Origin of the sequence: Paenibacillus sp. MZ03-122A, assembly GCF_024213325.1 — a bacterium.
GTDB lineage: Bacteria > Bacillota > Bacilli > Paenibacillales > Paenibacillaceae > Paenibacillus > Paenibacillus polymyxa_B.
This window is the reverse complement of the sequence record NZ_JANAVI010000002.1, coordinates 201,058-222,523: the sequence shown is the minus strand read 5'-3', so window position 1 is coordinate 222,523 and position 21,466 is coordinate 201,058. Positions and strand designations below refer to the sequence as shown.

21 protein-coding genes are annotated in these 21,466 nt (G+C 48.3%); 3 read left to right on the top strand and 18 right to left on the bottom strand.

Going from position 1 to position 21,466, the window contains the following annotated elements; all coding sequences use genetic code 11:
- Positions 1–12: 12 nt before the first annotated feature.
- Both NLX74_RS05000 and NLX74_RS04995 read right to left on the bottom strand, forming a co-directional pair.
- The gene (locus tag NLX74_RS05000; RefSeq protein ID WP_254328101.1) at positions 13–579 is read right to left on the bottom strand and encodes a hypothetical protein; all 567 of its coding nucleotides are present in this window, start codon (positions 577–579) and stop codon (positions 13–15) included.
- Between the two features lie 13 nt (positions 580–592).
- Entirely contained in the window at positions 593–2,179 is a 1,587-nt protein-coding gene (locus tag NLX74_RS04995) for a DUF4153 domain-containing protein (RefSeq protein WP_254328100.1), read from the bottom strand.
- A 147-nt stretch (positions 2,180–2,326) separates the two neighbouring features.
- Here NLX74_RS04995 and NLX74_RS04990 point away from each other — a divergent pair, with 147 nt between their 5' ends.
- Positions 2,327–4,063 carry an ABC transporter substrate-binding protein gene (locus NLX74_RS04990; protein ID WP_254328099.1) on the top strand — a complete coding sequence of 579 codons (1,737 nt, stop codon included), beginning with the start codon at positions 2,327–2,329 and terminating at the stop codon, positions 4,061–4,063.
- Between the two features lie 211 nt (positions 4,064–4,274).
- On the opposite strand, the gene NLX74_RS04985 is transcribed toward NLX74_RS04990, so the two are convergent.
- A complete protein-coding gene (locus tag NLX74_RS04985; protein WP_302058499.1) occupies positions 4,275–5,675 on the bottom strand; it encodes a transcriptional regulator in 1,401 nt (466 codons plus the stop codon).
- 213 nt (positions 5,676–5,888) lie between these two features.
- Between NLX74_RS04985 and NLX74_RS04980 the strand changes: the two genes are divergently transcribed.
- On the top strand, positions 5,889–6,134 hold the full coding sequence (locus tag NLX74_RS04980) for a DUF6953 family protein (RefSeq protein ID WP_013312611.1): 246 nt from the start codon (positions 5,889–5,891) through the stop codon (positions 6,132–6,134).
- Positions 6,135–6,171: 37 nt separating this feature from the next.
- On the opposite strand, the gene NLX74_RS25985 is transcribed toward NLX74_RS04980, so the two are convergent.
- Positions 6,172–6,279 carry a WYL domain-containing protein gene (locus tag NLX74_RS25985; RefSeq protein ID WP_254328097.1) on the bottom strand — a complete coding sequence of 36 codons (108 nt, stop codon included), beginning with the start codon at positions 6,277–6,279 and terminating at the stop codon, positions 6,172–6,174.
- Here NLX74_RS25985 and NLX74_RS04970 point away from each other — a divergent pair.
- Entirely contained in the window at positions 6,279–7,244 is a 966-nt protein-coding gene (locus tag NLX74_RS04970; RefSeq protein ID WP_302058519.1) for a Gfo/Idh/MocA family protein, read from the top strand. The two genes, NLX74_RS25985 and NLX74_RS04970, sit on opposite strands and share 1 nt — an antisense overlap.
- A gap of 48 nt (positions 7,245–7,292) precedes the next feature.
- On the opposite strand, the gene NLX74_RS04965 is transcribed toward NLX74_RS04970, so the two are convergent.
- The 14 genes from NLX74_RS04965 to NLX74_RS04900 form a co-directional block, all read right to left on the bottom strand.
- Positions 7,293–8,309, bottom strand: coding sequence for an asparaginase (locus NLX74_RS04965; protein WP_254328095.1), 1,017 nt, complete (start codon positions 8,307–8,309; stop codon positions 7,293–7,295).
- Between the two features lie 234 nt (positions 8,310–8,543).
- Complete coding sequence (locus NLX74_RS04960; protein WP_029518797.1) at positions 8,544–9,311, bottom strand: amino acid ABC transporter ATP-binding protein; 768 nt, start codon at positions 9,309–9,311, stop codon at positions 8,544–8,546.
- Between the two features lie 4 nt (positions 9,312–9,315).
- Positions 9,316–10,032: an amino acid ABC transporter permease gene (locus NLX74_RS04955; RefSeq protein ID WP_013312615.1), complete on the bottom strand. Its 717-nt coding sequence runs from the start codon at positions 10,030–10,032 to the stop codon at positions 9,316–9,318.
- A gap of 30 nt (positions 10,033–10,062) precedes the next feature.
- Positions 10,063–10,872 carry a transporter substrate-binding domain-containing protein gene (locus NLX74_RS04950; RefSeq protein WP_254328094.1) on the bottom strand — a complete coding sequence of 270 codons (810 nt, stop codon included), beginning with the start codon at positions 10,870–10,872 and terminating at the stop codon, positions 10,063–10,065.
- 143 nt (positions 10,873–11,015) lie between these two features.
- Positions 11,016–11,825: a nickel import ATP-binding protein NikE gene (gene nikE, locus NLX74_RS04945; protein ID WP_254328093.1), complete on the bottom strand. Its 810-nt coding sequence runs from the start codon at positions 11,823–11,825 to the stop codon at positions 11,016–11,018.
- 38 nt (positions 11,826–11,863) lie between these two features.
- Positions 11,864–12,688, bottom strand: coding sequence for an ABC transporter ATP-binding protein (locus NLX74_RS04940; RefSeq protein WP_235306721.1), 825 nt, complete (start codon positions 12,686–12,688; stop codon positions 11,864–11,866).
- A 20-nt stretch (positions 12,689–12,708) separates the two neighbouring features.
- A complete protein-coding gene (gene nikC, locus NLX74_RS04935; RefSeq protein WP_254328331.1) occupies positions 12,709–13,539 on the bottom strand; it encodes a nickel ABC transporter permease subunit NikC in 831 nt (276 codons plus the stop codon).
- Entirely contained in the window at positions 13,539–14,483 is a 945-nt protein-coding gene (nikB, locus tag NLX74_RS04930; RefSeq protein ID WP_165178117.1) for a nickel ABC transporter permease subunit NikB, read from the bottom strand. The genes nikC and nikB (NLX74_RS04930) overlap by 1 nt, the downstream gene beginning before the upstream one ends.
- A gap of 46 nt (positions 14,484–14,529) precedes the next feature.
- Positions 14,530–16,155 carry a nickel ABC transporter substrate-binding protein gene (gene nikA / locus NLX74_RS04925; protein WP_254328092.1) on the bottom strand — a complete coding sequence of 542 codons (1,626 nt, stop codon included), beginning with the start codon at positions 16,153–16,155 and terminating at the stop codon, positions 14,530–14,532.
- Positions 16,156–16,297: 142 nt separating this feature from the next.
- Complete coding sequence (locus NLX74_RS04920) at positions 16,298–17,074, bottom strand: ABC transporter ATP-binding protein (RefSeq protein WP_254328091.1); 777 nt, start codon at positions 17,072–17,074, stop codon at positions 16,298–16,300.
- Entirely contained in the window at positions 17,071–17,988 is a 918-nt protein-coding gene (locus NLX74_RS04915) for an ATP-binding cassette domain-containing protein (protein ID WP_254328090.1), read from the bottom strand. The genes NLX74_RS04920 and NLX74_RS04915 overlap by 4 nt, the downstream gene beginning before the upstream one ends.
- Entirely contained in the window at positions 17,988–18,803 is an 816-nt protein-coding gene (locus NLX74_RS04910; protein WP_254328089.1) for an ABC transporter permease, read from the bottom strand. Before NLX74_RS04910 ends, NLX74_RS04915 begins: the two co-directional genes overlap by 1 nt.
- A gap of 14 nt (positions 18,804–18,817) precedes the next feature.
- The gene (nikB, locus tag NLX74_RS04905; RefSeq protein WP_039271928.1) at positions 18,818–19,747 is read right to left on the bottom strand and encodes a nickel ABC transporter permease; all 930 of its coding nucleotides are present in this window, start codon (positions 19,745–19,747) and stop codon (positions 18,818–18,820) included.
- Between the two features lie 15 nt (positions 19,748–19,762).
- Positions 19,763–21,343, bottom strand: a complete 1,581-nt coding sequence (locus NLX74_RS04900) for an ABC transporter substrate-binding protein (protein WP_254328088.1) — start codon at positions 21,341–21,343, stop codon at positions 19,763–19,765.
- Positions 21,344–21,466 lie beyond the last annotated feature (123 nt).

Genomic DNA, 21,466 nt, shown 5'->3' with positions numbered 1-21,466 from the left:
CATCTGTACCTCTCATTCTTCACTCCGCCCGTTCAGCCACTTGAACCAATGGAGCAAATGACTGAATCGGTATTCATGCTGCGAAGCATACGTCCATACTTCTGGCTCTTCACCGGGGTCCTTCCAGACGAGCATGGAAAAGTGACCCTCTTCCTCGCTCGCAACCGATAGCAGCGAAAGACGATCATCCCCGAATCGGTATGGAGCCGATTCCACCCAGTAATTCCGCATATCGCTGATCCAGTTGCGGAACTGCTCTGTACCTGCGATCCGCAGGACTTCGTCAGGTAGGAGCAGATGCTCGTCAATATCCTTCCAATCCCCCGCATATCGGTACCGCGCTGCCAGCATTGGACTGAGTGGTCGGATTTTACCGGGAGCCAACGTAGGCATATAGGCGACGGGAACGACCGGACCGATACTCTGGATAGCATAAGACCGAGCTTCCTCCTCACTCATTCCGTAAGACATAGCCTCCACGAGAAAATCGTTCCGTCTTACACCAAACTGATGCTGATACTGTGACATTTCATCCTGTAGCTCCAGTACCATACCCTGTGCCGTTTCTGTTCCGATCATTCCCAAACACCTCTCATTCCAAAATATAGTCGTGCAATTCCCGTTGCGCTCGATACTTTGCCCAATTGAATTCAGGCCAAGCCGATTCTTCTCTCGTCATGCTCGTCAAACGGGCTTGTAAAAACTCATCTAGTGATCCATGTTCCTTACGACTAAAGTCAATCAGTAGCGGAATCGCGTCTGCCGATAGCTCACTCAAATATTCCTTATCTATCACCGATGTCGTGCGATACCGTTCGAGATTATTTTCAGCAATCCGTATATCAATGCCCACATAGTTCACGACGACATAGGCGACCAGAGCGAGTACAATATAATATTTCGCCAACGGCAGTTGACGAAAATGAATGCGCATTGCTGCAATAAGCAGTAGCAAGCCCAGAAAAATCATAAACGCGTGTACCAAATAGCGGGTGTACGTATAGCCGTATGCTTCTTCGTACATAACCAGCCGGGTATATCCCGAATACAGCATCACACCCGAACAACCCACGAGTATGTACAGCAGGCCACTGTTCATTTTTTGCACTATACCTGAGCCAAATTCAGTCCACTTCAATACACTGATCATCAGCACAAAGTTGATACCTGTTACCATAACCAGCTCCCCGAATCCTCTTCTCGCATATTCGGCATACGAGGTTCCTTCGGGCAGAGCACCTTCCCATGCACCAAACAAATATCCGAACTGCAACACGACGAATACAACATACACCAGATTCATGACAATCAGCACCGTAGCGGTAATGACAGGGTCAAATTTAATCGCGACCGGCTCGTGGTAAGGCACCGTTGGTCGGTCAATCATCACTGAAGAGTGACCATCATACTCGGTGGTTTGGCCATTCGTGCGCTCATCTAACCCGTGCCATGATTGGGTCTCTCTCAGCGTATTACGCGGAGCAGGCTGTACAAATCCCCACAAATAACAGAAGAAACAGAAGGTGAAAAAGCAGGTCCAGATCAGCCGCAACATGCCATTCCCAAAGGACAGCGTTCCGATCCATTCGGGTACTCCAGCTAACAACTTTTCGAACATCCCATCCGCCGAAGCCAGCAGAGATATGATAATGAACAGTAGCGGCAAGGCAATAAGTAAACCAATCATCACTTTGCCCAATACACGCTTACGCTCATCCTTTACATTCCGAAGGGCTACTGTCTTGACCATCCGAAAGGGGGTCACGATATGACGAAAGTTTTGATAAAACCAATGGCTTAACGCCTGACCAATAATACCGGGTTCTGACCAGCCATGCCTTTTCTCCCCAAACAGCAGCACCATATGTACGCTAATCAGAGCAGGTATCGCCAGCGCATTTAACACATACAGGACCGGATTATTGAACAGCGCGTATGTCAATGCCAGCATGAAAATGATCACAAACAGCAAACGCCCTATCCATGATCTGGACTGGAAACGATCTCGATTAAAGGCATACATATAGGCGTAAAACCCAATAACAAAAATTGGCATAGACACGCCCAGCCCATGTCCGTAAAACAGATATTGATGAACCAGCGCCAACACAATTGCGCCAGCAAAGGCGGACAGAAACGACGTTTTCGGCAAAGACGTTCCATTCATCTTGTCATGCATGGTAAATACCTCCACAAATATGCTTTATAACCCTTATTGTAGATGATAAAATAAGAAGATAAAGAGAAATTAATTCAAACAAAATTTCCTATTTTATAAAAGTGACTACGCTTTTAATCAAATATAGGGGAAACGGAGCAACCTTGAATGAAACTCCATGCCCAATTTTTACGGCTTCACTCCCACGCAGCTGACAACAAGGACGAAAACCATACCATAGAGACGACGCTGGATGAGCTTGCGGCTATTTTTGACTGTACTCACCGCAACGCCTTGATGATCATTCAGAAAATGGAGCAGCATGACTGGATACAATGGACTCCCCGCCGAGGCAGAGGTCGTCGCTCCAGTCTGCGCTTCCTCATTCAACCGGAAGACATTGCCGTGCAATCCATGATGCAAGCCATAGACCGCCATGATATCAAACGCGCGCTGGATGAAATTCGAGTTCATTCACGCTCCTCCACCATGCAGGAGCATTTGCAAGGCTGGTTGCTGAATTATTTTGGGCATCACGCAGAGGTGCGCAGTGATCAGCAGCAGATCGACACGCTGCGTCTGCCTATTCGCCAGCAGCTCTATACGCTGGACCCGTTGTATTTGAACTGGCTCGCCGAGTCCTTCGTATCCAGCCACGTCTTTGATGGTCTGGCCCGCCGGGCGAACGAAAGCGGCGAGATTTTGCCGGGATTGGCGCACGCTTGGGAGGTGGATACCACTCGTACACAGTGGACCTTTTTCCTGCGTAAAGAAGTGTTGTTTCATAACGGAAAAATACTGAGCGCTGAAGACGTCGTCTATACCTTTGAGCGACTGAGTCGGGCGCCGGGAAGGAGACTTTACCATTTTATCGTCCGGCAAATTCAGCACGTCCAGGCGCTAAGTCCAACGATAGTACGCTTCGTACTAAAGGAGCCGAACGAGCTGTTTCTATCCTTCCTGTGTACCAGCCGGGCTGCGATTGTGCCGCGTGAGCTTAATCAGGTGGGTGAAGCCGCCTTTGGCATCCGCCCTGTCGGTACAGGGGCATTCAAAGTCACGGAAATGAACGAAAGCCTGTGTACACTGGAGGCTTTCGCACCTTATTTTCAAGGCCGGGCTCATCTGGACCGAGTGGAAATTGTCCAACTCCCATGGGCGACTAAGCTAGAATCGTCGGATACGGAAGACACCGCTTCTTCTTTTCACATTATCCATAATCCCGTATCGGCGGGAGATACGGATACCGCATGGAGCCAGATTCACTCGGCGGCTTCGGTACGCAAATTTATCACATGTAATACACACAAGGATGGACCACTACGCAATTCAGAAATACGTGCCCGCATTGTAGCATGTCTGGATCATCGCTCCCTTCCTCCAGCAGTGGATTCATCTAACGATTCTTATGAACCACTGGCGGCGCTGCAAATTGCTACCATTCCCGAGTATAAAGCAGACGCAGACCGGGTTGCGGCTCAGCTCGAATCCTGTGGGTATACCTGTAACATCGTGGCCGCATCTATGAACGAATTCAAAAGCTCATCTATCCGTATGGAGTCAGACTTAATCATCTTTTCTCTCTTTCGTGACCGTGATGAGCAATTACGCCTGTTTGACTTGTATCTCAATGTATCTGGGCATGTGGAGCCTCATAGCCGTGTGGATATCGAAAGACTGCTGCGTGAAATTGCACGGGAGGCCGATCATACTGTTAGGGCGCAGCAATTTGAACATATCGAAACTCGGCTCATGGATGAGCACCAGCTGCATATTTTATATGAAAAGCCCGTTCAGACGGCCTATCTCCCTTCTGTGCGTGGCGTATCTTTTAACAGTCAGGGCTGGGTGGATCTGCGTCATGTCTGGTTTCCGCCTGCTCAACTTCCAGCTCCCCACTCTTGACGGCAAAAGTGCTCCTTCAAATGCACTTCCACATCAAAAAAAGGTATCCTCTTCTTCATAAGAGAATACCTTTTTGAATGCCGCTTTCTAGATCCTCTAAGCGGATGGTTCAAGGGATGAAAAAGCCCATCCCCCCAACCCATGACTGTGGACGTCGCTAGGATCTTCCATAGGGGGGGGAACGGGTGAAAAATTCAATAGGACAAAAACATTAAATGCGAGCAGAGAAAAAACGATCTTTTTTATCATGGATGTACTCTACCTCTCCAAGTAAGTTTTTATATTCCTCTTTGTCCTCAGAAGTGGCAGTATGCCGATACTTTTCAAATAGTCCTACACATTTAATGGTGACAGGATTACCATTCAGCACGACGGAATAAGAAAGACTCTCAAGCAAGAATTTCATGCCTTTGGTATAACGGTGTTTGTTGAGATCATAACAAGCCATCTCTGCCAAAAATCGTGCATAAAGATCTGCTGACATTTGCTCCGTATAGGTGCCTACCTTGACATGCTGATCTGCAAATGCCCCAATTTGTTTTTCAAAGTGCAACAGTACATGATCTACATTAAAATCATAACGGTTGGCCGCTACCATAATTTTATGCAACCCCACCAGAATTTCGCCTTCGTTTTTTTCCAAATAATCCACATATTGTGGAATCACATCCAGGCTGCCTGACATCAACTGATACAAATACCCGTTGGCCTCAGCCCAGTTGCTACAAAGGGCCTTCAAACGCCGAGCTTCTTCCGTATCCTCTTGCACCCAGCTCAAATCAGAGTATAGCGATACATACTCCAGCGCCTTCTGATAATCCCCGCGCTCATCCCACACCCCGGCACGCAACACGTAAGAGTATACAATATACATAAACAAAGGACCCTTGGGTTCCTTGCCACGCTCTGATCTTCTGGTATTCCCGTATTTTTGTTCGTATTGTACCTTGGCTTTTTGAGCCATTTTTTCAGCAAACCATTCTACTTTATCCCAACGCCGCAAGGAAGCATAGGCATTAGCCAGGTCTCTTAAGGCATCCAGTTGATCTGCTTCACCCAATCGCTCCACAAAGCTTTCAAAGTGTGTGGCTGCCCATAAATTTTCGTCTTGGTCATCGCCAACGGCAATCGTAAATAAACGGTATTGGCAGAGCGCCAGACGCTCTGAATGTTGGTACTTCTCACTTTCCGAAACATTTTTATAAATAATTGCCGCAGCCTCGAACTTACCTTCACTGAATAATTCTTCTGCTGTCTCAAACAAAGCTGGGGCGTATATGAGATAGTCCATCATAAACTCCACGACTTGCTTAATACAATCCAGTTTGTTCAGCTCTGCACAGCGATGCAAAAAGGGACGAACCCGTCGCCAATTCGGTGCCGTATTCCGTATAAATTCATCAATGTATAACTCATAGAGGCTCCCTTCTTCAAGCCCCATGCCTGCACCAATCCGATCCAACAGCAGCATCGCAATCGGACGATTACCGTTAATAATGGCACTGATTGTTCCTGCATTAATACCTGTGTTCTCCCCAAACTTACTAATCGTAATTCCTTCTCGTCTGATGTACTGCTCCAGCTCTGCGCGAATTGTGGTTGTTTCCTTCAAATCAGGCACCCCCAGGGATTACTTGCATGATTACAATACAAAAAAAGAAAATTCCCGTGAATATTCCCTTAATTATACAAAAGAAAGCCCACTTAGCCAACCGCTCAAGTAAATTTATATCAAAAAATTCAATAATTCTCCGAATTGCCGTATACTACGGGGAGGTGAGCCGAACAGCTACACCCAATCGGTACGCAGGAAAGGATACGACAAATGGACAACACCCCTACAACAGAACAAGAGATTGCACAATGGATGGTCGCGCAGATCCGTGAAGTGGGCACCCTGAAACAAGAAGATGCAATTGCATATGTACGCTCTGAGTATGGAGAGCAGTATGTGTTTATAAGCGAGCATGGTCATGTATCTCTGGAAAAAGAAATCAAAAAAGCATTCCGCAAGCTTCATGGTGGTAGAATTGCCTGGGATCGTGACGGATTTCTCTGGGCCTGGACTTAACAAGCAAAGCATCTGCCCTAGGCAGGTGTTTTTTTAATCATTTATCTCCTTTTTTCACCACAAGTCCATAGGGATGCACATGACGGGAAGAACAGATTCCGTCAGCTTTCTCATATTGAATAGTTATTTTATGTGACCCCCACACTGCAGTTCTCACGGCCTCAAGACAAGGAATGGCTATACGTTCCGTCCACCACGGCGTATCATGCCTCACTGTTAAACAACCATCCCAAAGTAAACAGAATCATGGTATTTGGAAGGAACGAAACCAAGCTGCAAAAGCTGAAAGAGGAGCTAAACGTAGAAGTCACACAAAATATAGAGGATATTCTGCTGGACCCAGACGTGGATATCGTCGATCTATGCCTGCCCTCCCAGCTGCATAGGTCCTATGCCGTGGATGCGCTGAAGCACGGTAAGCATGTATTTTGTGAAACACCGGTTTGCTTTGATCTCGAAGACGCTCTTCTTATGCAACAAGCTGAGAAGCAATATGGCAAAAAGATTCTGGTCAACCAGTTCATTAAGTTTGATCCCGCCTATACCTATCTGTATGAGGCATACCGCCAACAGAAATACGGGAAGCTCATCTCCTTATCTTTGAAAAGAGAAACGCCTCCTCTGTGGGGGGATCTTGGACTAAGCTCCATTCCTACTCAGTTCATGATTCACGAACTGGATTTATTGACCTGGCTATTAGGCCCCTGTGATCCATGTACAGTCTGGGGTACAGAAGTTACCCATCCTGAACAAGCACAGGTTCGGGCTCACTTTCAGCATCGGGATACATTCACAGAAGTCATCGCCTCATCCCACATGCCGGGAAGCTACCCCTTCACAGTGGCCTATGAGGCTTATTTTGAAAAGGCCAAGCTGGTATTTCATGAAAGCGACGAAAACGATCTTATACCTACCGCATTATATGAGTACACCGGATCAGGACAGCAAAAAATCAACCTCGAATCTGCCAATCCATATGAAAAAAGTTTGGATCATGCACTTGAATGCTTTGGCGGACATTCGGAAAGCCTGATTCCACTGGAATCGGCTGTACAAGCGCTGAAAGTGGCTGTTGAGATTAAAAGCAGACTGGGGCAAGCCCAGCGTTAACCCCGTATTTTTTCTTATGCCTGTTCTTATCTACCAGGATACAGCTTCCTATAAGGAAGCTGTATCCGCAGGCAAGGAAACTTCGTCAGCGTAGTTCGTTGCCATAATCTTGGCTACCCCTGCCGGGTCGGTCGTCTGCCCCAACGCCCACATCATTTTCGTCACCAGCGCTTCCGTTGTCATGTCATACCCCGGAATAACGCCCTTCTCCAGTACCTTTTGCCCCACTTCGTAAATCGTCAAATCCCCGCCCTCATAAGGACATTGAGTAGTCACGACAATACTCATACCATCCTTCATCAGCTCCTCAATTTTGCTGATCAGGCTTCTTTCTTTAAAAGGAACGCCACCCATACCAAAGCCCTCAATGACGATACCTTTATAGCCCAAGCCCTGAATGGCATCGAAAATCGCCGGATTCGTACCCGGAATCAGCCTGAGCAGGAATACCTCCGAAGCATACCCGTCGTTGTATGGGTGACGAGCGGTACCGCGATTTGCAAATACGCCCTCCGTATAGACCACCTTACCGTTCTCCACGAGTCCGATATACGGATAGTTAATACTCTCAAAAGCATTATAGCTGCGTGTTCTGATCTTCGAGCTGCGGTTGCCGTTAATAATTTTGCCGTTAAACACGACAAAAACCCCGGCCACCTCGCCACATGCGGTCAGGAATGAGTCGATTACATTTTTTTTGGAATCGCTGTGCTCCGCCAAAATGGAAACCTGCGAACCTGTAACGACGACGGGTTTGTCTACGGTTCCCAGCATGAAGCTCAAGGCTGAAGCCGTATAAGCCATCGTATCCGTGCCGTGTGCAATGACAATACCGTCGTATTGATCGAGCGAACGATGTACCATCCGGGCGATAGAAGCCCAATCCTCAGGTTGTGTATTTGTGCTATCAATGCTCATCAGATTATGGGCATCAATCTCGCAAATCTCCTTCAGCTCCGGAATTTCCGCCAAAATATTTTCAGCCGATTGGGTCGGTGTCAGGCCGTTTTCCTGATAGGAGGAAGAAATGGTCCCTCCGGTATTAATGAACAAAACCTTTTTCATATGCCAATGTTCCTTCCCGATTACATCTTCACTGTATTGTTCTTAGAATTTATCATGAATAAGTGTGATAAGCTACTTTGTAATGGAAAAGAATTGGTGATATGAGGGGCCAAAAAAAGCACGACAAACAAGCGCGGGCTTTCCTTCCTCCTGCGACTTGTCTAACGTGCTTTTTACTATAGGTGCAATACTCTCTACAGCGCTGCACATACCTATAACCCATCCACGTACTTCTTATGGGGATACAGGCTGCTCCTGCGGCGCTCTCTGTACCAACGCTTTGCCCAGAAACTGCCGTGTCCGTTCTTCCTTCGGATTGGTGAAAAACTGCTCCACGGGCCCCTGCTCCACGATCACGCCATGCTCCATTAGTACAACCCGATCCGCTACATCTCTCGCAAAACCAAGCTCATGTGTGACAATAATCATCGTATTGCCTTCACTCGCCACCTTTTGAATCACGGACAGTACTTCATCCACCAGTTCAGGATCAAGTGAGGATGTCGGTTCATCGAACAACAACACCTGTGGATTTAGTGCTAAAGCACGGGCAATCGCAACTCGCTGCTGCTGTCCGCCCGAAAGCTGGGCAGGATAATAGGTCATACGATCCTTTAACCCGACCTTTTCCAGAATGCCTTCACTGATCTCCCTCGCCTGCTTACGATCCAGCTTTTTCACACTGGTCAGACCAATCATCACATTGTGGAGTGCATTCAAATTTTTAAACAACTGATATTGCTGAAATACCATTGCCGTTGCCATCCGTAGTCCGAGAATGTCCTTTTTTCCCGCCTTGGCGGCATCGACCTTTACACCGTCAATTTCAATAACACCACTGGTCGGCTGTTCCAAAAAATTAATGCTGCGCAGCAGCGTGGACTTCCCCGATCCGCTTGGGCCCAAGATCACTACGACTTCTCCTTTGCCTACCGTCAGGTCTATGCCCTTCAACACGTGATGCTGTCCAAAATGCTTATGAATTTGATGAAGTTGAATCATACCCTTACTCACTTCTTTCGTAAATTCGAATACGCTTCTCCAGCACGACAAGCCCGCGCTCAATAATAATGCACACCAACCAGTAAATCAGAGACACCGCAACATATACCTCAAAAAAAGCCAACGCTCGCGCGCCCATAATTTTAGCCTGTCCCATCATATCGACGACACCAATCATAAAAATAAAAGACGTATCCTTCACCGTACTGATCAGCGTGTTTCCCAAATTGGGCAAAGCGACCGTCAACGCCTGCGGCAATACAATTTTGAGCATAATTTGTGTTTGGCTCATACCGATGGAATTGGCAGCCTCAAATTGTCCCCGGTCGACTGAATGAATCGCCGCCCGGAACGTCTCCGACAAATATCCCCCGAGGTTCAATGAAAATGAGAGCAACGCAAACAGCTCGGGCGGAATGACATAGACATTGAATTGCTGTAAGAATCCATACTCGCTCTGGAAATAATACAGAAACTTGGGTATTCCGTAATATACGAGAAACAACTGCACAATGAGCGGTGTTCCCCGAATGTACGAGACATACAACGTAGACAATGGCGCCAAGACAGGCACCTTGTATATCCGGATTAAGGCCGTAGCTAACCCGATGATCCCACCCAGCAGCATGGACACAAACGCAATCCATAAGGTCACGGGGAGATACTCGACGATCTGGGGAAGGCTTTTCAGCATATAATCAAGATCAAACAGCTTTTCCATAGGAACCCCACTTTACCCTTTACATTGTTATTACTGAGGAATAAATTCTCCACCTGTCCACTGTTCAGACAATTTTTTCAGTGTTTCGTCCGCTTTCAGCTCTTTAATAATCGGGTCGATTTTAGCTTTCAGCTCTTCGCCCTGCTTATCCTTTTTGAACACCAGGTTGATGTTATCGCTTTGCACCGGCTCACCCACAGCTTCCACCTGCAAGCCTTCCTTCTTGATCGTTGCCGCCGCCATAACCGGATCATTCACATAAGCGTCCACTCGGCCATTTTGCACGTCTTGAAGGTTATCAGACGAAGTACCTGTATCATTGTATTTCAAAATAATTTTATTTCCGTTCTCCGCATTATACTGTTCCAGCAACTGTGTGTAGGAGTCGCCTACCGAGGCCGCTACCTTCTTGCCCTCCAAATCCTTGAGGGAATGAATATCCGTTCTACCCTTTTTCACAATAATAACCGACTGAGCCGAGAAATAGGACTCATCCGAGAACAAATACTTCTTCTCACGTTCGGGATTTTTGGCAACTTCATCGGCGATCATCTGAACTTTATTTGAATCTAGTGCAAGGAATATCGCATCCCAGCCCGAAGGTACAAATTCAATCTTATAGCCGTCCAGCTTCTTGTCGATCTCCTTGACTACTTCCACATCGTATCCAGTCAGCTCGTTTTTATCATTCGTAAAAGCAAACGGTGGGTAGTCATTTTGTGTGCCGACATAGATGACCTTATCCCCCGATGCCGCATCCTTCGAGGAACATCCACTCAAGGCACCCGTTAATAACACAAGAGATAGGCCAATCGCTGCTACCAAAGCAGATTTCTTCATATTATGACATCCCCTTTTTAATATCCAAGTAATTTACTATGATTTTATATTATAACGGGTTATTCAAATAATACAACAAGTAAATTTCATATTGATTATTTAGCTATATGTTGCACAAAAAAAGGACCCTTGCGGGTCCAATGTCATCCATGAAGCGGAAAACGCTCTGCTGGATGTTCCGGCAAAATGGACGAGATCAACCGTCGTACAGCCGGATGAGCAGATTCAAAAATCTGATCCTTCTCATCACAGCGCTCGATCAGTCTCCCCTGCTCCATCACAGCAATGCCATCGCAGACAGCATAAGCTGCCCGAATATCATGCGTGATGAACAGATATGACAATCCAAACGAAGATTTCAGTTCTCCCAGCAGGGATAAAATATGCATCTGGTGAACCATATCGAGGCTGCTGACGGACTCATCCAGCACGATCAGCTTTGGTTTGAGCGCAATCGCCCGTGCAATATTGATCCGCTGCAATTGTCCGCCACTGAACTGATGCGGATATTTAATCCGATCCTCTGGCTTGAGGCCGACCCGTTCCAGTAGGCTTTCGACCGTTCTTTTTTGTTCCTGCACCGATAACCGTTCGTAATTGTCCAATGGCTCCCCAATAATATGCCCGGCGGTCATTCGGGGGTTTACAGCAGAGTAGCAGTCCTGAAATACGACCTGCATATCCCGTCGCATTCCCCTGCGGACTTGAGGGCTCGCATTATAAATGTCCTGTCCCTGGAACAGCACCTGACCCTCCTGCGGCTTCTCCAGCCCCAGAATAACCTTGCCCAGCGTGCTTTTACCGGCTCCACTGGTTCCAAGTAAGCCTAGGCAAAACCCACTCTCTATAGTAAGTGAAACGTTAGCCAACACAGGGGGGCGTGGTTCAGAACGGCCCAGCCATTTGCGCCTTCCATAGCTATGAGTTACTTTCTTCACTTGTAGCATACGCATTCGCTCCCCTTTTGAAAGTGTAACTGTCGAACAGGCGACTAACCACCTTCCTGATTCATGCCCCGAATGGACAACTTGGGTCTGACTTGTAGCAGCATTTTGGTATATTCATCTTGCGGGTGATCGAACAACTGATGGACCTCAGCCTGCTCAACAATACGACCCTGCTGCATGACAGCCACTTCATCCGCCAATTGGGAAATGACGCCCAGATCATGCGAGATCAGCAAAATGGACGTATTGTATTCCGTACGCAAGCGATCCAGCTCTCTTAGCACCTGTAGCTGATTGACCACATCAAGCGCCGTCGTTGGTTCATCCGCAATAACCACTGCTGGCCGCAGGCACATGGAAATGGCAATCATGACCCGTTGCAGCATCCCGCCGCTCAACTGAAACGAATAACGCTTCATCAGCTTAGCTGGATCGGGCAAATTCATATTTTCCAGAGCCGTTATGGCAAGATCACGGGCCTGTCGTTTGGTTAATCCGGTGTGCGTACGGACCGTTTCCATAAACTGAGCTCCGATCGTATACACTGGCGTAAAGGCGCTCATCGGATTTTGCATAATAAATGCGATTTCCTTGCCCCGAATACGCCGCATTTCCTCGGCCGCCATTCCGTTCAGTTCACGCCCGTTCAGACGGACACTACCTTCCACGTCCATCGTCTGGCGATCCAGCAATTGGAGCAACGCTTTACAAGTCACCGTTTTGCCGCTTCCACTCTCGCCGACAAGACCCAAAACTTGTCCCCTTTTCAGCTCAAAATGAATTGGCTTCAGCAGAGATACCGCCCCGGCATCGGTTTTGAGCTTCACCTGTAAGCCGCTGACCTCCAGCACCTTCGCCCTGTCGTCCATCGTTGTAACTCACTCCTGTTTTACTGACGTTTGGCAATTCCGTATCGGTCGGACAGCGCCTCCCCCAATATATTGAAGGCCATTACCACCACCAGAATCATAACCCCCGGATAGATCATTAATTCCGGATGACTGCGAATGTATCCCGTTCCCTCATGAATCATGGCTCCCCATTCAGGGGTCGGCGGCTGAATGCCTAGACCAAGGAACGACAACGCGGAAATATCCATGATCGCCCAGCCCATTTCCAGCGTACCAATGACCACAATCGGCCGTAGCACATTCGGAATAATATGCCGCCGGATAATGGCCCCTGAGGAGGACCCACTAATCCTTGCAGCAGCTATAAAATTCCGTTCTTTCAGACTGACGACCATATTGCGGCACATTCTGGCATAATACACCCACTGCACCATCATTAAAGCAAGCAGCACCTGCATGAGGCCCGGCCCAAAAATACCGACAATGCCCAGCACAAGCACCAAATTCGGAAACGCCATAATACCTTCGCAAAACCGCATCAACACACTATCGACCCAGCCACCCACATAACCTGCAAGCGACCCGATCACAACGCCGATACTAAGCGAGGACAGGAAAATTAATGTCGCAAAGCCGAGGGAAATCCGCGCTCCATACAGCAACCGGGATAAATTGCACCGACCCAAATGATCGGTCCCCAGCCAGTATTCTTTCGAAGGTCCCTCCAGCTTGTGCAGTAAATTGACTTTAACCGGATCATGGGGAGCCAGCCAAGGAGCTAGCGCCATAATGATAAAAAGAGCAGCCAGTACGACAGAGCAGACCACGATTACCTTTTGACCTTTGAACATTGTACGCAACCTTATCATCACTGCTCTGCTCGTCCCTTCGATGAAATTCGGGGGTCCATATACAAATGCACCAGATCAACGAGCAAATTGCATACGATGAACAGGCATGCCGCCAAAAACACATAGCATTGTATGACGGGAATATCCCGGTTAAAAATCGCTTCCACAAAATAACGGCCAAACCCGGGCCATGAAAACACCTGCTCCACAATAATTGTTCCGGTCAGAAGCTTGCCCAGATTCATACCCATACTTGTAATCAGTGGAGCAATGGCAATTTTCAGTACATGCTTGAGCATGATCACCCGCTCACGAATTCCTCTAGTTCTGGCATACTGCACATACGTTTCCTGAAGCTGCTCCAACACACTGGAACGCAGCAGGCGCGTATATAAAGCAATCAGAACCAGCGACAGGGTCAACGTGGGCAACACCAGATGCTGCCACGTTCCTCGCCCCTCTACAGGGAGCCAATCCAATCGGACAGAGAAAAAGAAGATTAACAAATATCCCAGCCAGAACTGGGGTATAGACGCGCCAAAATATGAAATTCCTCGACTAAGCAGGTCGATCCAGCCATTTTTACGCATCGCCGCCAGCACGCCCAGCGGAATACTTACCACAATAGATAGCAACATACTGCTCACAGCCAATTCAAAAGTGGCGGGCAGCCGAACCTTGACCTCATCCCACACCGGCTTGTTGGTTAGATACGAAGTACCAAAGTCCAATTGACTGATCCTTTGAAGTGTATGCATATACTGCGTCAGCAAAGGCTGATCCAGCCCGAACTCATGTCTTTTCTGCTCCAGAATCTCTGGAGTAGGGTAAATATGAGCAGCCGTCAAATAGGCCTCGGCCGGATCAACTGGTGAAATATGAATGAGTGCAAAGGTAACGAGGGTGGCAAAGAGAACAATAGGAATGACCGCTACCATTCGCTTCCCGATATAGCTGATCATGAGTTGTCCTCCTATCCTGTAAACTACCGTTACCCGTCGGCTTCAGCTACTTTCCGATTTCAATTCCCTCAAACGGATTTTCATCCCGATTAGCCGGGAATACAAAGTTTGTAATCTTTTTCTGGTACACTGCCGTTTTCTTAATATACGAAATAGGTACAATGGCAGATTGCTCCTGGAGCGTCTTCAGAATCGAAGCATACAGCTCTTGGCGCTTGGTTTCATCTGTCGATGAGAGCGCTTCGTGTACTTGCTGATCCAGGTCTTTCTTCATCGGAAGGGCGCTCAGCACCTCGGAAATTCCAAAGCTCTTCTTAGCAATAACATTAATAAAGGAATGCGGATCATAAGGCGCACCATAGTTGTACCAGAAGTACAGATCAAACTGGTTGGATCTAAGGCGCTTAATTTGAACCGTCAGCTCCAGTCCGGTCAGGTTCACTTTGACACCCAGTTCTCCCCATTCAGCCTGAATGGTTTCAGCCATCGCCTTTTGGATCGGATCGGTTTTATCGAAAATCAGCTCAAAATCTAGCTGTTGTCCGTCTTTTTCCCGTACTGTACCGCCTGCGGGCAGCTTCCAGCCAGCCTCATCCAGCAACGATTTGGATTTTTCCACATCATAACCAACAGGCTGTAAGTTTACATTCGTATACGGATAGTTTTTGGATAAAACCGTATCCGCTGTTTCCTCCAGCCCCGAGGTTACACCTTCCACCATTGCCTGCTTGTTAAAGCCATGCTGGAGTGCCAGACGTACCCGAAGGTCTGCCAGCTTGGGATTGGATGAGTTGAGCAACAGGCTTCTTGTACCGACAGGCTCGGACAGCGTGGTAACATACTGATTCGTGTCGCGAAGCTGTTTGAAAGCATCCAGACTAATGACACCCTCTCCATAAATCAGATCCAGATCGCCTTTTTCAAAGGCCATTACACGGGTTTCGCCATCGGGAATGATTTTTACCGTAATTTTATCCACCTTTGGTGCAGTGCCCCAATAATTTGGATTACGCTTAAAGGTTGCATATTCATCTTGCTTGTATTCATCCAGCATCCAAGGTCCTGTACCTACAGGTTTCTTGATTCCCTTGGACGTATCTCCATCATCCGGGAACCCCGCTTCACCTAGAAAACGGAACGGGCGAACGACAGACAAATCCTGAAGCACCGGGTAGTATGGCTCTTTGAGCGTCATTCGGAAGGTGCTGTCATCTACAGCTTCAGTTTTGTCGAGAACGCCTACTATACCAAGCCAGCTGTGCGTCTTCTCATTTTTCATAATAGCGTCAAAGTTCTTTTTGACAATGGCTGCATTAAATAGCGTTCCATCCGAAAATTTCACACCTTTGCGCAGCTTAAACGTATATATCTTGCCGTCCTTGGAAATAGTCCAGGATTCAGCCAAAGCAGGCTCCAGCTTGCCTCCTTGCTTGTAGCTGACTAACGGCTCATAGACCATGGATTGTGCAAAAAGTTGGGAAGGATTGTATACGTGAGGATTCATCGTACCAATGTCACGCGGCCACGATAGCGTGATAGACTTTTCATTGGCAGCTCCGTCAGTAGAGGTGGATGCAGGTGCGTTCTCCTGCTTCGCGCAGCCCAAAACAACGGATAATAAGAGGAGCGCTACCAACATAAGGGTGGCAGTCTTGCGGTGTCGAACGGACATCAATGTATTTCCCCTTTTCTATATATGTGATAATGATTATCATAATCATATTTAGAATAGGTACCACGTTCTATTTTGTCAACAACATTCGACAAGCCATCCTCTTATTTATTTTAAATTTGTAGAATATTAAATTTATGGCTTAATTCGCCAACGTTTGAAACAGAGCACGCGTGTACTCATGCTGTAACAAGTCTTCATCCCATTCCTTAAATATTTCCACGATCTCCCCCTGAACCATAACAGCAACGCGGTCACAAAACTGACGAGTAGATTGGAGATCGTGAGTGATGAATAAGTAGGACAACTCACGCTCCTGCTGCATTCTCTTAAGCATGCCCAGCACGGAAAACTGCGTTGTCGTATCCAGATTGGCGATCGATTCATCGAACAAGATAATATCGGGCTCCACCGCCAACGCTCGGGCAATACATACCCGCTGTTTTTGCCCGCCACTTAGTTGTGTTGGGTATTTTTCCAGACATTCCGTGTCCAGCCCCACAGATTCCAGTAAAGACTGGCAAATATCCAGTACTTGAGCTTTTCGTCCGGGAAAATAATTGTGGATTGGCTCCTCCAAAATATCTCGTATGGTCATGCGAGGATGGAGCGAGGAAGACGAATCCTGTGCAACCAACTGGATTCGCTTGTACAGGTAGATATCCTTCATCCTTCCGGTGTGAATGGGCTGGTCATCCAGCCAAATCTCTCCTGAGGTCAACGACTCCAGCCCTAGAATACATTGTGCCAGCGTGCTTTTGCCACTTCCACTTTCTCCAACCAGTCCAAGACATTCCCCCTGTCGTAGCTCCAGATTCACCTTCTTCACAGCCTGTTCGCTATCTTGCGTGCTGAACCAGCCTTTTCTCCGTTTACGGACAGGGTATGCTTTGGTCACATTCTTCAATTCCAGCATCACTGGTGCATCCTTCCTTCCGGGCTCATCTCCAACACTCGATCTGCTATGCGGCTCATCCCCTGGCGATCATGTGAAATCAGCAATATGGTGAGATCAAAGTCTTCTCTCAACTGTTGCAGCAATGCCAAGACCTTGTCCCGGTTGATAACATCCAACGCCGTAGTAGGCTCGTCGGCAATAAAGAGGCTCGGACCGGAGCTTAACATTGCAGCCAGCAGCACCCTTTGACACATGCCTCCGCTTAGTTCAAAAGGATATGACGACAAAATATGCTCAGGATTTGCAAATCCAACCTTGCGGAGCAGAGAGCGCAAATAGGCCTCCCGCACTGGAGTAGCGCCTCCTCTGGCTATCTCCGTGGCACGGCTCAGCAGCTGCCGCATCCGTGGCAGCACGCCCAGCGGGTGGACTTGCTGCGGTGCAGTGTAGGATGCGACAGAATCAGCGTGCTCCGGCTCCATTTGGTCATGCGGCATCCGACGCCGCCCGTGCAGTCTAAGCGTGTCCATCAGCTGGGCGCGGACAGTCCGGATCGGGTTCAACCCGCTCAGCGATTGTTGAATGAGCAGGGCAATATCCTCTCGGCGCAGCCTTTGCCAGCGCCGTTCCTGGAACGGGAGGATGTCTTCCCCGTTATAGTAGATACGCCCTTGCGTAACATTAATACCTGGTTCCAGCATGCCTGCGATTGCGTGTGCGGTCAGGCTCTTGCCGCATCCACTCGGTCCGGTCAGGGCCACAATCTCCCCTGAATATATGGAAAAGCTCACATCACGCAGCAGTAGTTTGCCCCCGCTTCCGCTTGCTCCTACGCCTGTGCGGCAGATTTCCAAATGTTCCACGTGTAACAACGGTCTTCGCCCTGCCACTTGTTCTATCGTATCCTTGCACCCAAGGGCTGTTTGATCCTCCACTATTTGTCCGCCCCCTTTTCCGAAAAGCGGTCGCCCAAAAGCTGGCAGGCAAGTACGAACAGCATAATCGCCAAGCCCGGGAAAATCATGACATGCGGGGCCACCTGAAAATACGAGGTTGCATCATGCAGCATCACGCCCCACTCTGGCTTAGGCGGCTGTACACCCAATCCAAGAAAGGACAGCCCAGCGATCATCAGCACCACGCGTCCGATATCCCATACCGCATAAACCAACAACTGCGGCAACGCTTGTGGCAATACATAACGGCTCAGTATACGTACGTGTGAATTGCCGGATAAACGGGCATATCGAACGTAGTCCTCCTGACAGGCTTTTTGAACCAGACTACGGATATACCGGACATAGCCCGCCCACCGTACCGCAATAATCGCAAGGGTCATGTTAACAAAACCTGGACCCAAAATGCCCACAATTGCCACCGTTAAAATAATATCAGGAAAAGCCAGTACGCCGTCGATTCCCCGCATGATCAGCTGATCCACGCGTCCGCGCACATAACCAATGAGCAACCCTATAGGCAGACTGAAGCATAACGTAGCTACAGTAATTGCACATGCGATTAGCACGCTCATCCGAATCCCGTAAATTAGCCTTGACATTACATCCCGACCCAGATGATCCGTACCGAAAGGATATTTCCGACTGGGTGGTGCCAGACGGTTCAAAAGATCCACTTGAAGAGGATCATGAGGAGCGACCCATGGAGCTAATAACCCAAGCAGCACGATCAGACCAAACAGTACGCCTCCTGCCAGCAAGCTCCCTTGAAAGGAAAGCCGTATCTTTTTCATTTTCAGCTTCCCCCTTAACGCAAACGCAGCCTCGGATCTATCGCCGTCTGGACCACATCCACCAAACACTGAACTCCTACAATTAAAAATACGGCGAAAATAACATACCCCTGAATCACCGGATAATCTCGCTGTGTAATTGCATCTATAAAATACTTGCCCAACCCCGGCCATGAAAAAATGGTCTCTACGATGACATTGCCTGCCAGCATAAATGATAGATTGGTACCTAGCAGTGTAATTATAGGCAGAACCGCATGCTTAAATATCTCAAAAAACAGGATATGCATACGGGAAAAGCCTCGAGCCTTCGCTGCTTTCACAAAATTCCGGTCACCCAGCTCCAGCATTTGAGCGCGCAGTACACGGGCTTGCACAGCTCCCAAACCTGCACCAAGAGTCAGCGCTGGGAGCACTAGATGTGTCCAGTCCTCTCTTCCCATGGATGGGAGCCAGCCCAAGCGAACGGAGAATAGATAGATCAACAGAAAACCAAGCCAAAAAGAGGGGATCGACGATCCCAGCAGGGCGAACAGCCTGCCCAGACGATCCAATGGGCCGCTAATTTTTAGCGAGGCAGCCAGCCCCAACCCCAGCGTAAGCACCGTCATGACGGCAAAGCCCGCAGCAGCTAGCTCCACAGTAGCAGGCAGTCTGTTCCACAGTTCGGCTAGCACGGATTCCTTGGATACATACGAGGTGCCCCAATGCCCTGTGAACACATCCCGCAGCCAGTTCACATATTGAATATGAAACGGTTCGTTTAAGCCTAGTTCCTGTCGTAGCGTCGTCAACGCCTCCTCAGAGGCAGGGACATTATGCGCGGTGAGCAAAATGGTAGCAGGGTCTCCAGGAGCCAGCCGCATCAGTACAAAAGTCAGCGTGGATACAACGAATACAATGATGAGCAGCTGCGCCACACGTTCCAGTATAAAACGAATCATAGGATACACCGCTCGTTATTCCGCAATATCGGATTGCGCTGTAATGTAGTAATACTCGATCGGATGGGGTGTAAAACCCTCCACCCCTTTTTTCACACCAAACACATTGTCAGGATGCACAATGAACGACTGTGGCAAATCCGTATTGATGATATCCAGCGCTTGTAGTGTCACAGCATTACGCTGCGCTGTATCCTTCGCCAGCTTCAAGCTGTTAAGAATACTCTCCAGCGGTTTGGAACTATAACGGCTTACATTGGCTTCGCTTTTCGAAGAATAAAACATGTCCATAAAATATTGTGGCTCTCCTGTATGAGCAGTAAGCATACTGTACATAGCAAAATCCCAATCGTTTTTGGTCAACGCCTCGTCGATATTTTCCACCTTGCGAATCTTGACCTGGATTCCCTCTTTCAGCAATTGGCTTTGGATGACCTCAGCCATAACAGAGAGCTCCGGACGCTGAGGAAAAGTCAGCAGCGTAACCTCGAACGGCTTGCCTTGCTTAGTCCATGTCCCTTGGGCATCCTTCTGCCAGCCATCCTTCGTTAACAGCTGATTCACCGTTCCGTCCAGCGCTTTACGCTCAACTTTACCGAAGGGAAGAATGCTCGGGAACGGACTGCTTGCCTCCGTACCGAAGCCCCTCATGACGGCGCTCACAATCGATGTGCGTGGAATCAGGCTGTCCACCACCTTACGGTTCGCCGCATCCTTGAATACTGGCGATTCCATATTGTACACGATCATATGGGTGCGCAAGGAGGGAGCCGACAGAACTTGTAGCCTGTCGTTCTTTTTCAGTACCTCTGCGTTATCAACCGGAATATCCGTCGCTACATCCACCTCGCCGGATTGCAGCGCCATCAGGCGCGAATTCCCGTCCGTAATGAACTTCATTGTCGCCTCAGCCAATCGGGCCTTCTCGCCCCAGTATCCGTCATAACGCTCTACGACCAAGGATTGGTCCTTGCTGAACGCTTTGATTTTAAAGGCGCCTGTCATCGCTGGGTAACTCTGCTCATCTTTCATCGATGCCACATCCAGTACAGTCGTCGATGGATCAGCTAGATTGGACACCAGCGCCGCATTCGGCTGGTTTGTCGTGATCTTTAAGGCCAGCGGGCCGCTTACATCAATGGACTTCACATTCAGTAAATCCTTCGCCAGATGGCTTTTCTCGATAGAGCGTAGCAAAGATGCTTTTACACTTGCTGCATCCATACTCTTTCCATTATGAAAAGTGACTTTATCCTGCAAGCTGAACGTCCAAACTGTAGGACTATCCTGCTTCCACTCCTTTGCCAGCCAAGCCACAGGCTCCAGCTTTTCATTCAAACGTACCAGTGTCTCACCTGCACCGGATCGCATCACATCCCAGCTATTATCTCCGTGCGGGTCAACACCTGACGGTTCCCATGTATACGCCATTACCAGCTTTTTACCTGTCACTGTTTGTTGTGCTGACCCGTTCTCATCTTTGCCGGAGCTATTCGACGTCTTATTGCTAGTACATCCCGAAAGAGCCATAACTGCCAGTAACAGCATCACCCCTGTACATATCAACCATGAGCGCCTGCTATGATTGCTAATCATTCGATGAATCCCCCTCTAGCTTGTAAAATCATATAAACCTAACGCAAAACGCGAAAAAAGCATTCCGGACCACTTGATCAGCAGTCAGAAATGCTTTCATTATAAAATGTCAAAACACACCTC

Excerpts from the sequence above, each read along its gene's own strand:
- NLX74_RS05000 (WP_254328101.1), bottom strand. The coding sequence starts at position 579 with ATGATCGGAACAGAAACGGCACAGGGTATGGTACTGGAGCTACAGGAT.
- NLX74_RS04995 (WP_254328100.1), bottom strand. The coding sequence starts at position 2,179 with ATGCATGACAAGATGAATGGAACGTCTTTGCCGAAAACGTCGTTTCTG.
- NLX74_RS04990 (WP_254328099.1), top strand. The coding sequence starts at position 2,327 with ATGAAACTCCATGCCCAATTTTTACGGCTTCACTCCCACGCAGCTGAC.
- NLX74_RS04980 (WP_013312611.1), top strand. The coding sequence starts at position 5,889 with ATGGACAACACCCCTACAACAGAACAAGAGATTGCACAATGGATGGTC.
- NLX74_RS04965 (WP_254328095.1), bottom strand. The coding sequence starts at position 8,309 with ATGAAAAAGGTTTTGTTCATTAATACCGGAGGGACCATTTCTTCCTCC.
- NLX74_RS04960 (WP_029518797.1), bottom strand. The coding sequence starts at position 9,311 with ATGATTCAACTTCATCAAATTCATAAGCATTTTGGACAGCATCACGTG.
- NLX74_RS04955 (WP_013312615.1), bottom strand. The coding sequence starts at position 10,032 with ATGGAAAAGCTGTTTGATCTTGATTATATGCTGAAAAGCCTTCCCCAG.
- NLX74_RS04950 (WP_254328094.1), bottom strand. The coding sequence starts at position 10,872 with ATGAAGAAATCTGCTTTGGTAGCAGCGATTGGCCTATCTCTTGTGTTA.
- nikE (WP_254328093.1), bottom strand. The coding sequence starts at position 11,825 with ATGCGTATGCTACAAGTGAAGAAAGTAACTCATAGCTATGGAAGGCGC.
- NLX74_RS04940 (WP_235306721.1), bottom strand. The coding sequence starts at position 12,688 with ATGGACGACAGGGCGAAGGTGCTGGAGGTCAGCGGCTTACAGGTGAAG.
- nikC (WP_254328331.1), bottom strand. The coding sequence starts at position 13,539 with ATGATAAGGTTGCGTACAATGTTCAAAGGTCAAAAGGTAATCGTGGTC.
- nikB (WP_165178117.1), bottom strand. The coding sequence starts at position 14,483 with ATGATCAGCTATATCGGGAAGCGAATGGTAGCGGTCATTCCTATTGTT.
- nikA (WP_254328092.1), bottom strand. The coding sequence starts at position 16,155 with ATGTCCGTTCGACACCGCAAGACTGCCACCCTTATGTTGGTAGCGCTC.
- NLX74_RS04910 (WP_254328089.1), bottom strand. The coding sequence starts at position 18,803 with ATGAAAAAGATACGGCTTTCCTTTCAAGGGAGCTTGCTGGCAGGAGGC.
- nikB (WP_039271928.1), bottom strand. The coding sequence starts at position 19,747 with ATGATTCGTTTTATACTGGAACGTGTGGCGCAGCTGCTCATCATTGTA.
- NLX74_RS04900 (WP_254328088.1), bottom strand. The coding sequence starts at position 21,343 with ATGATTAGCAATCATAGCAGGCGCTCATGGTTGATATGTACAGGGGTG.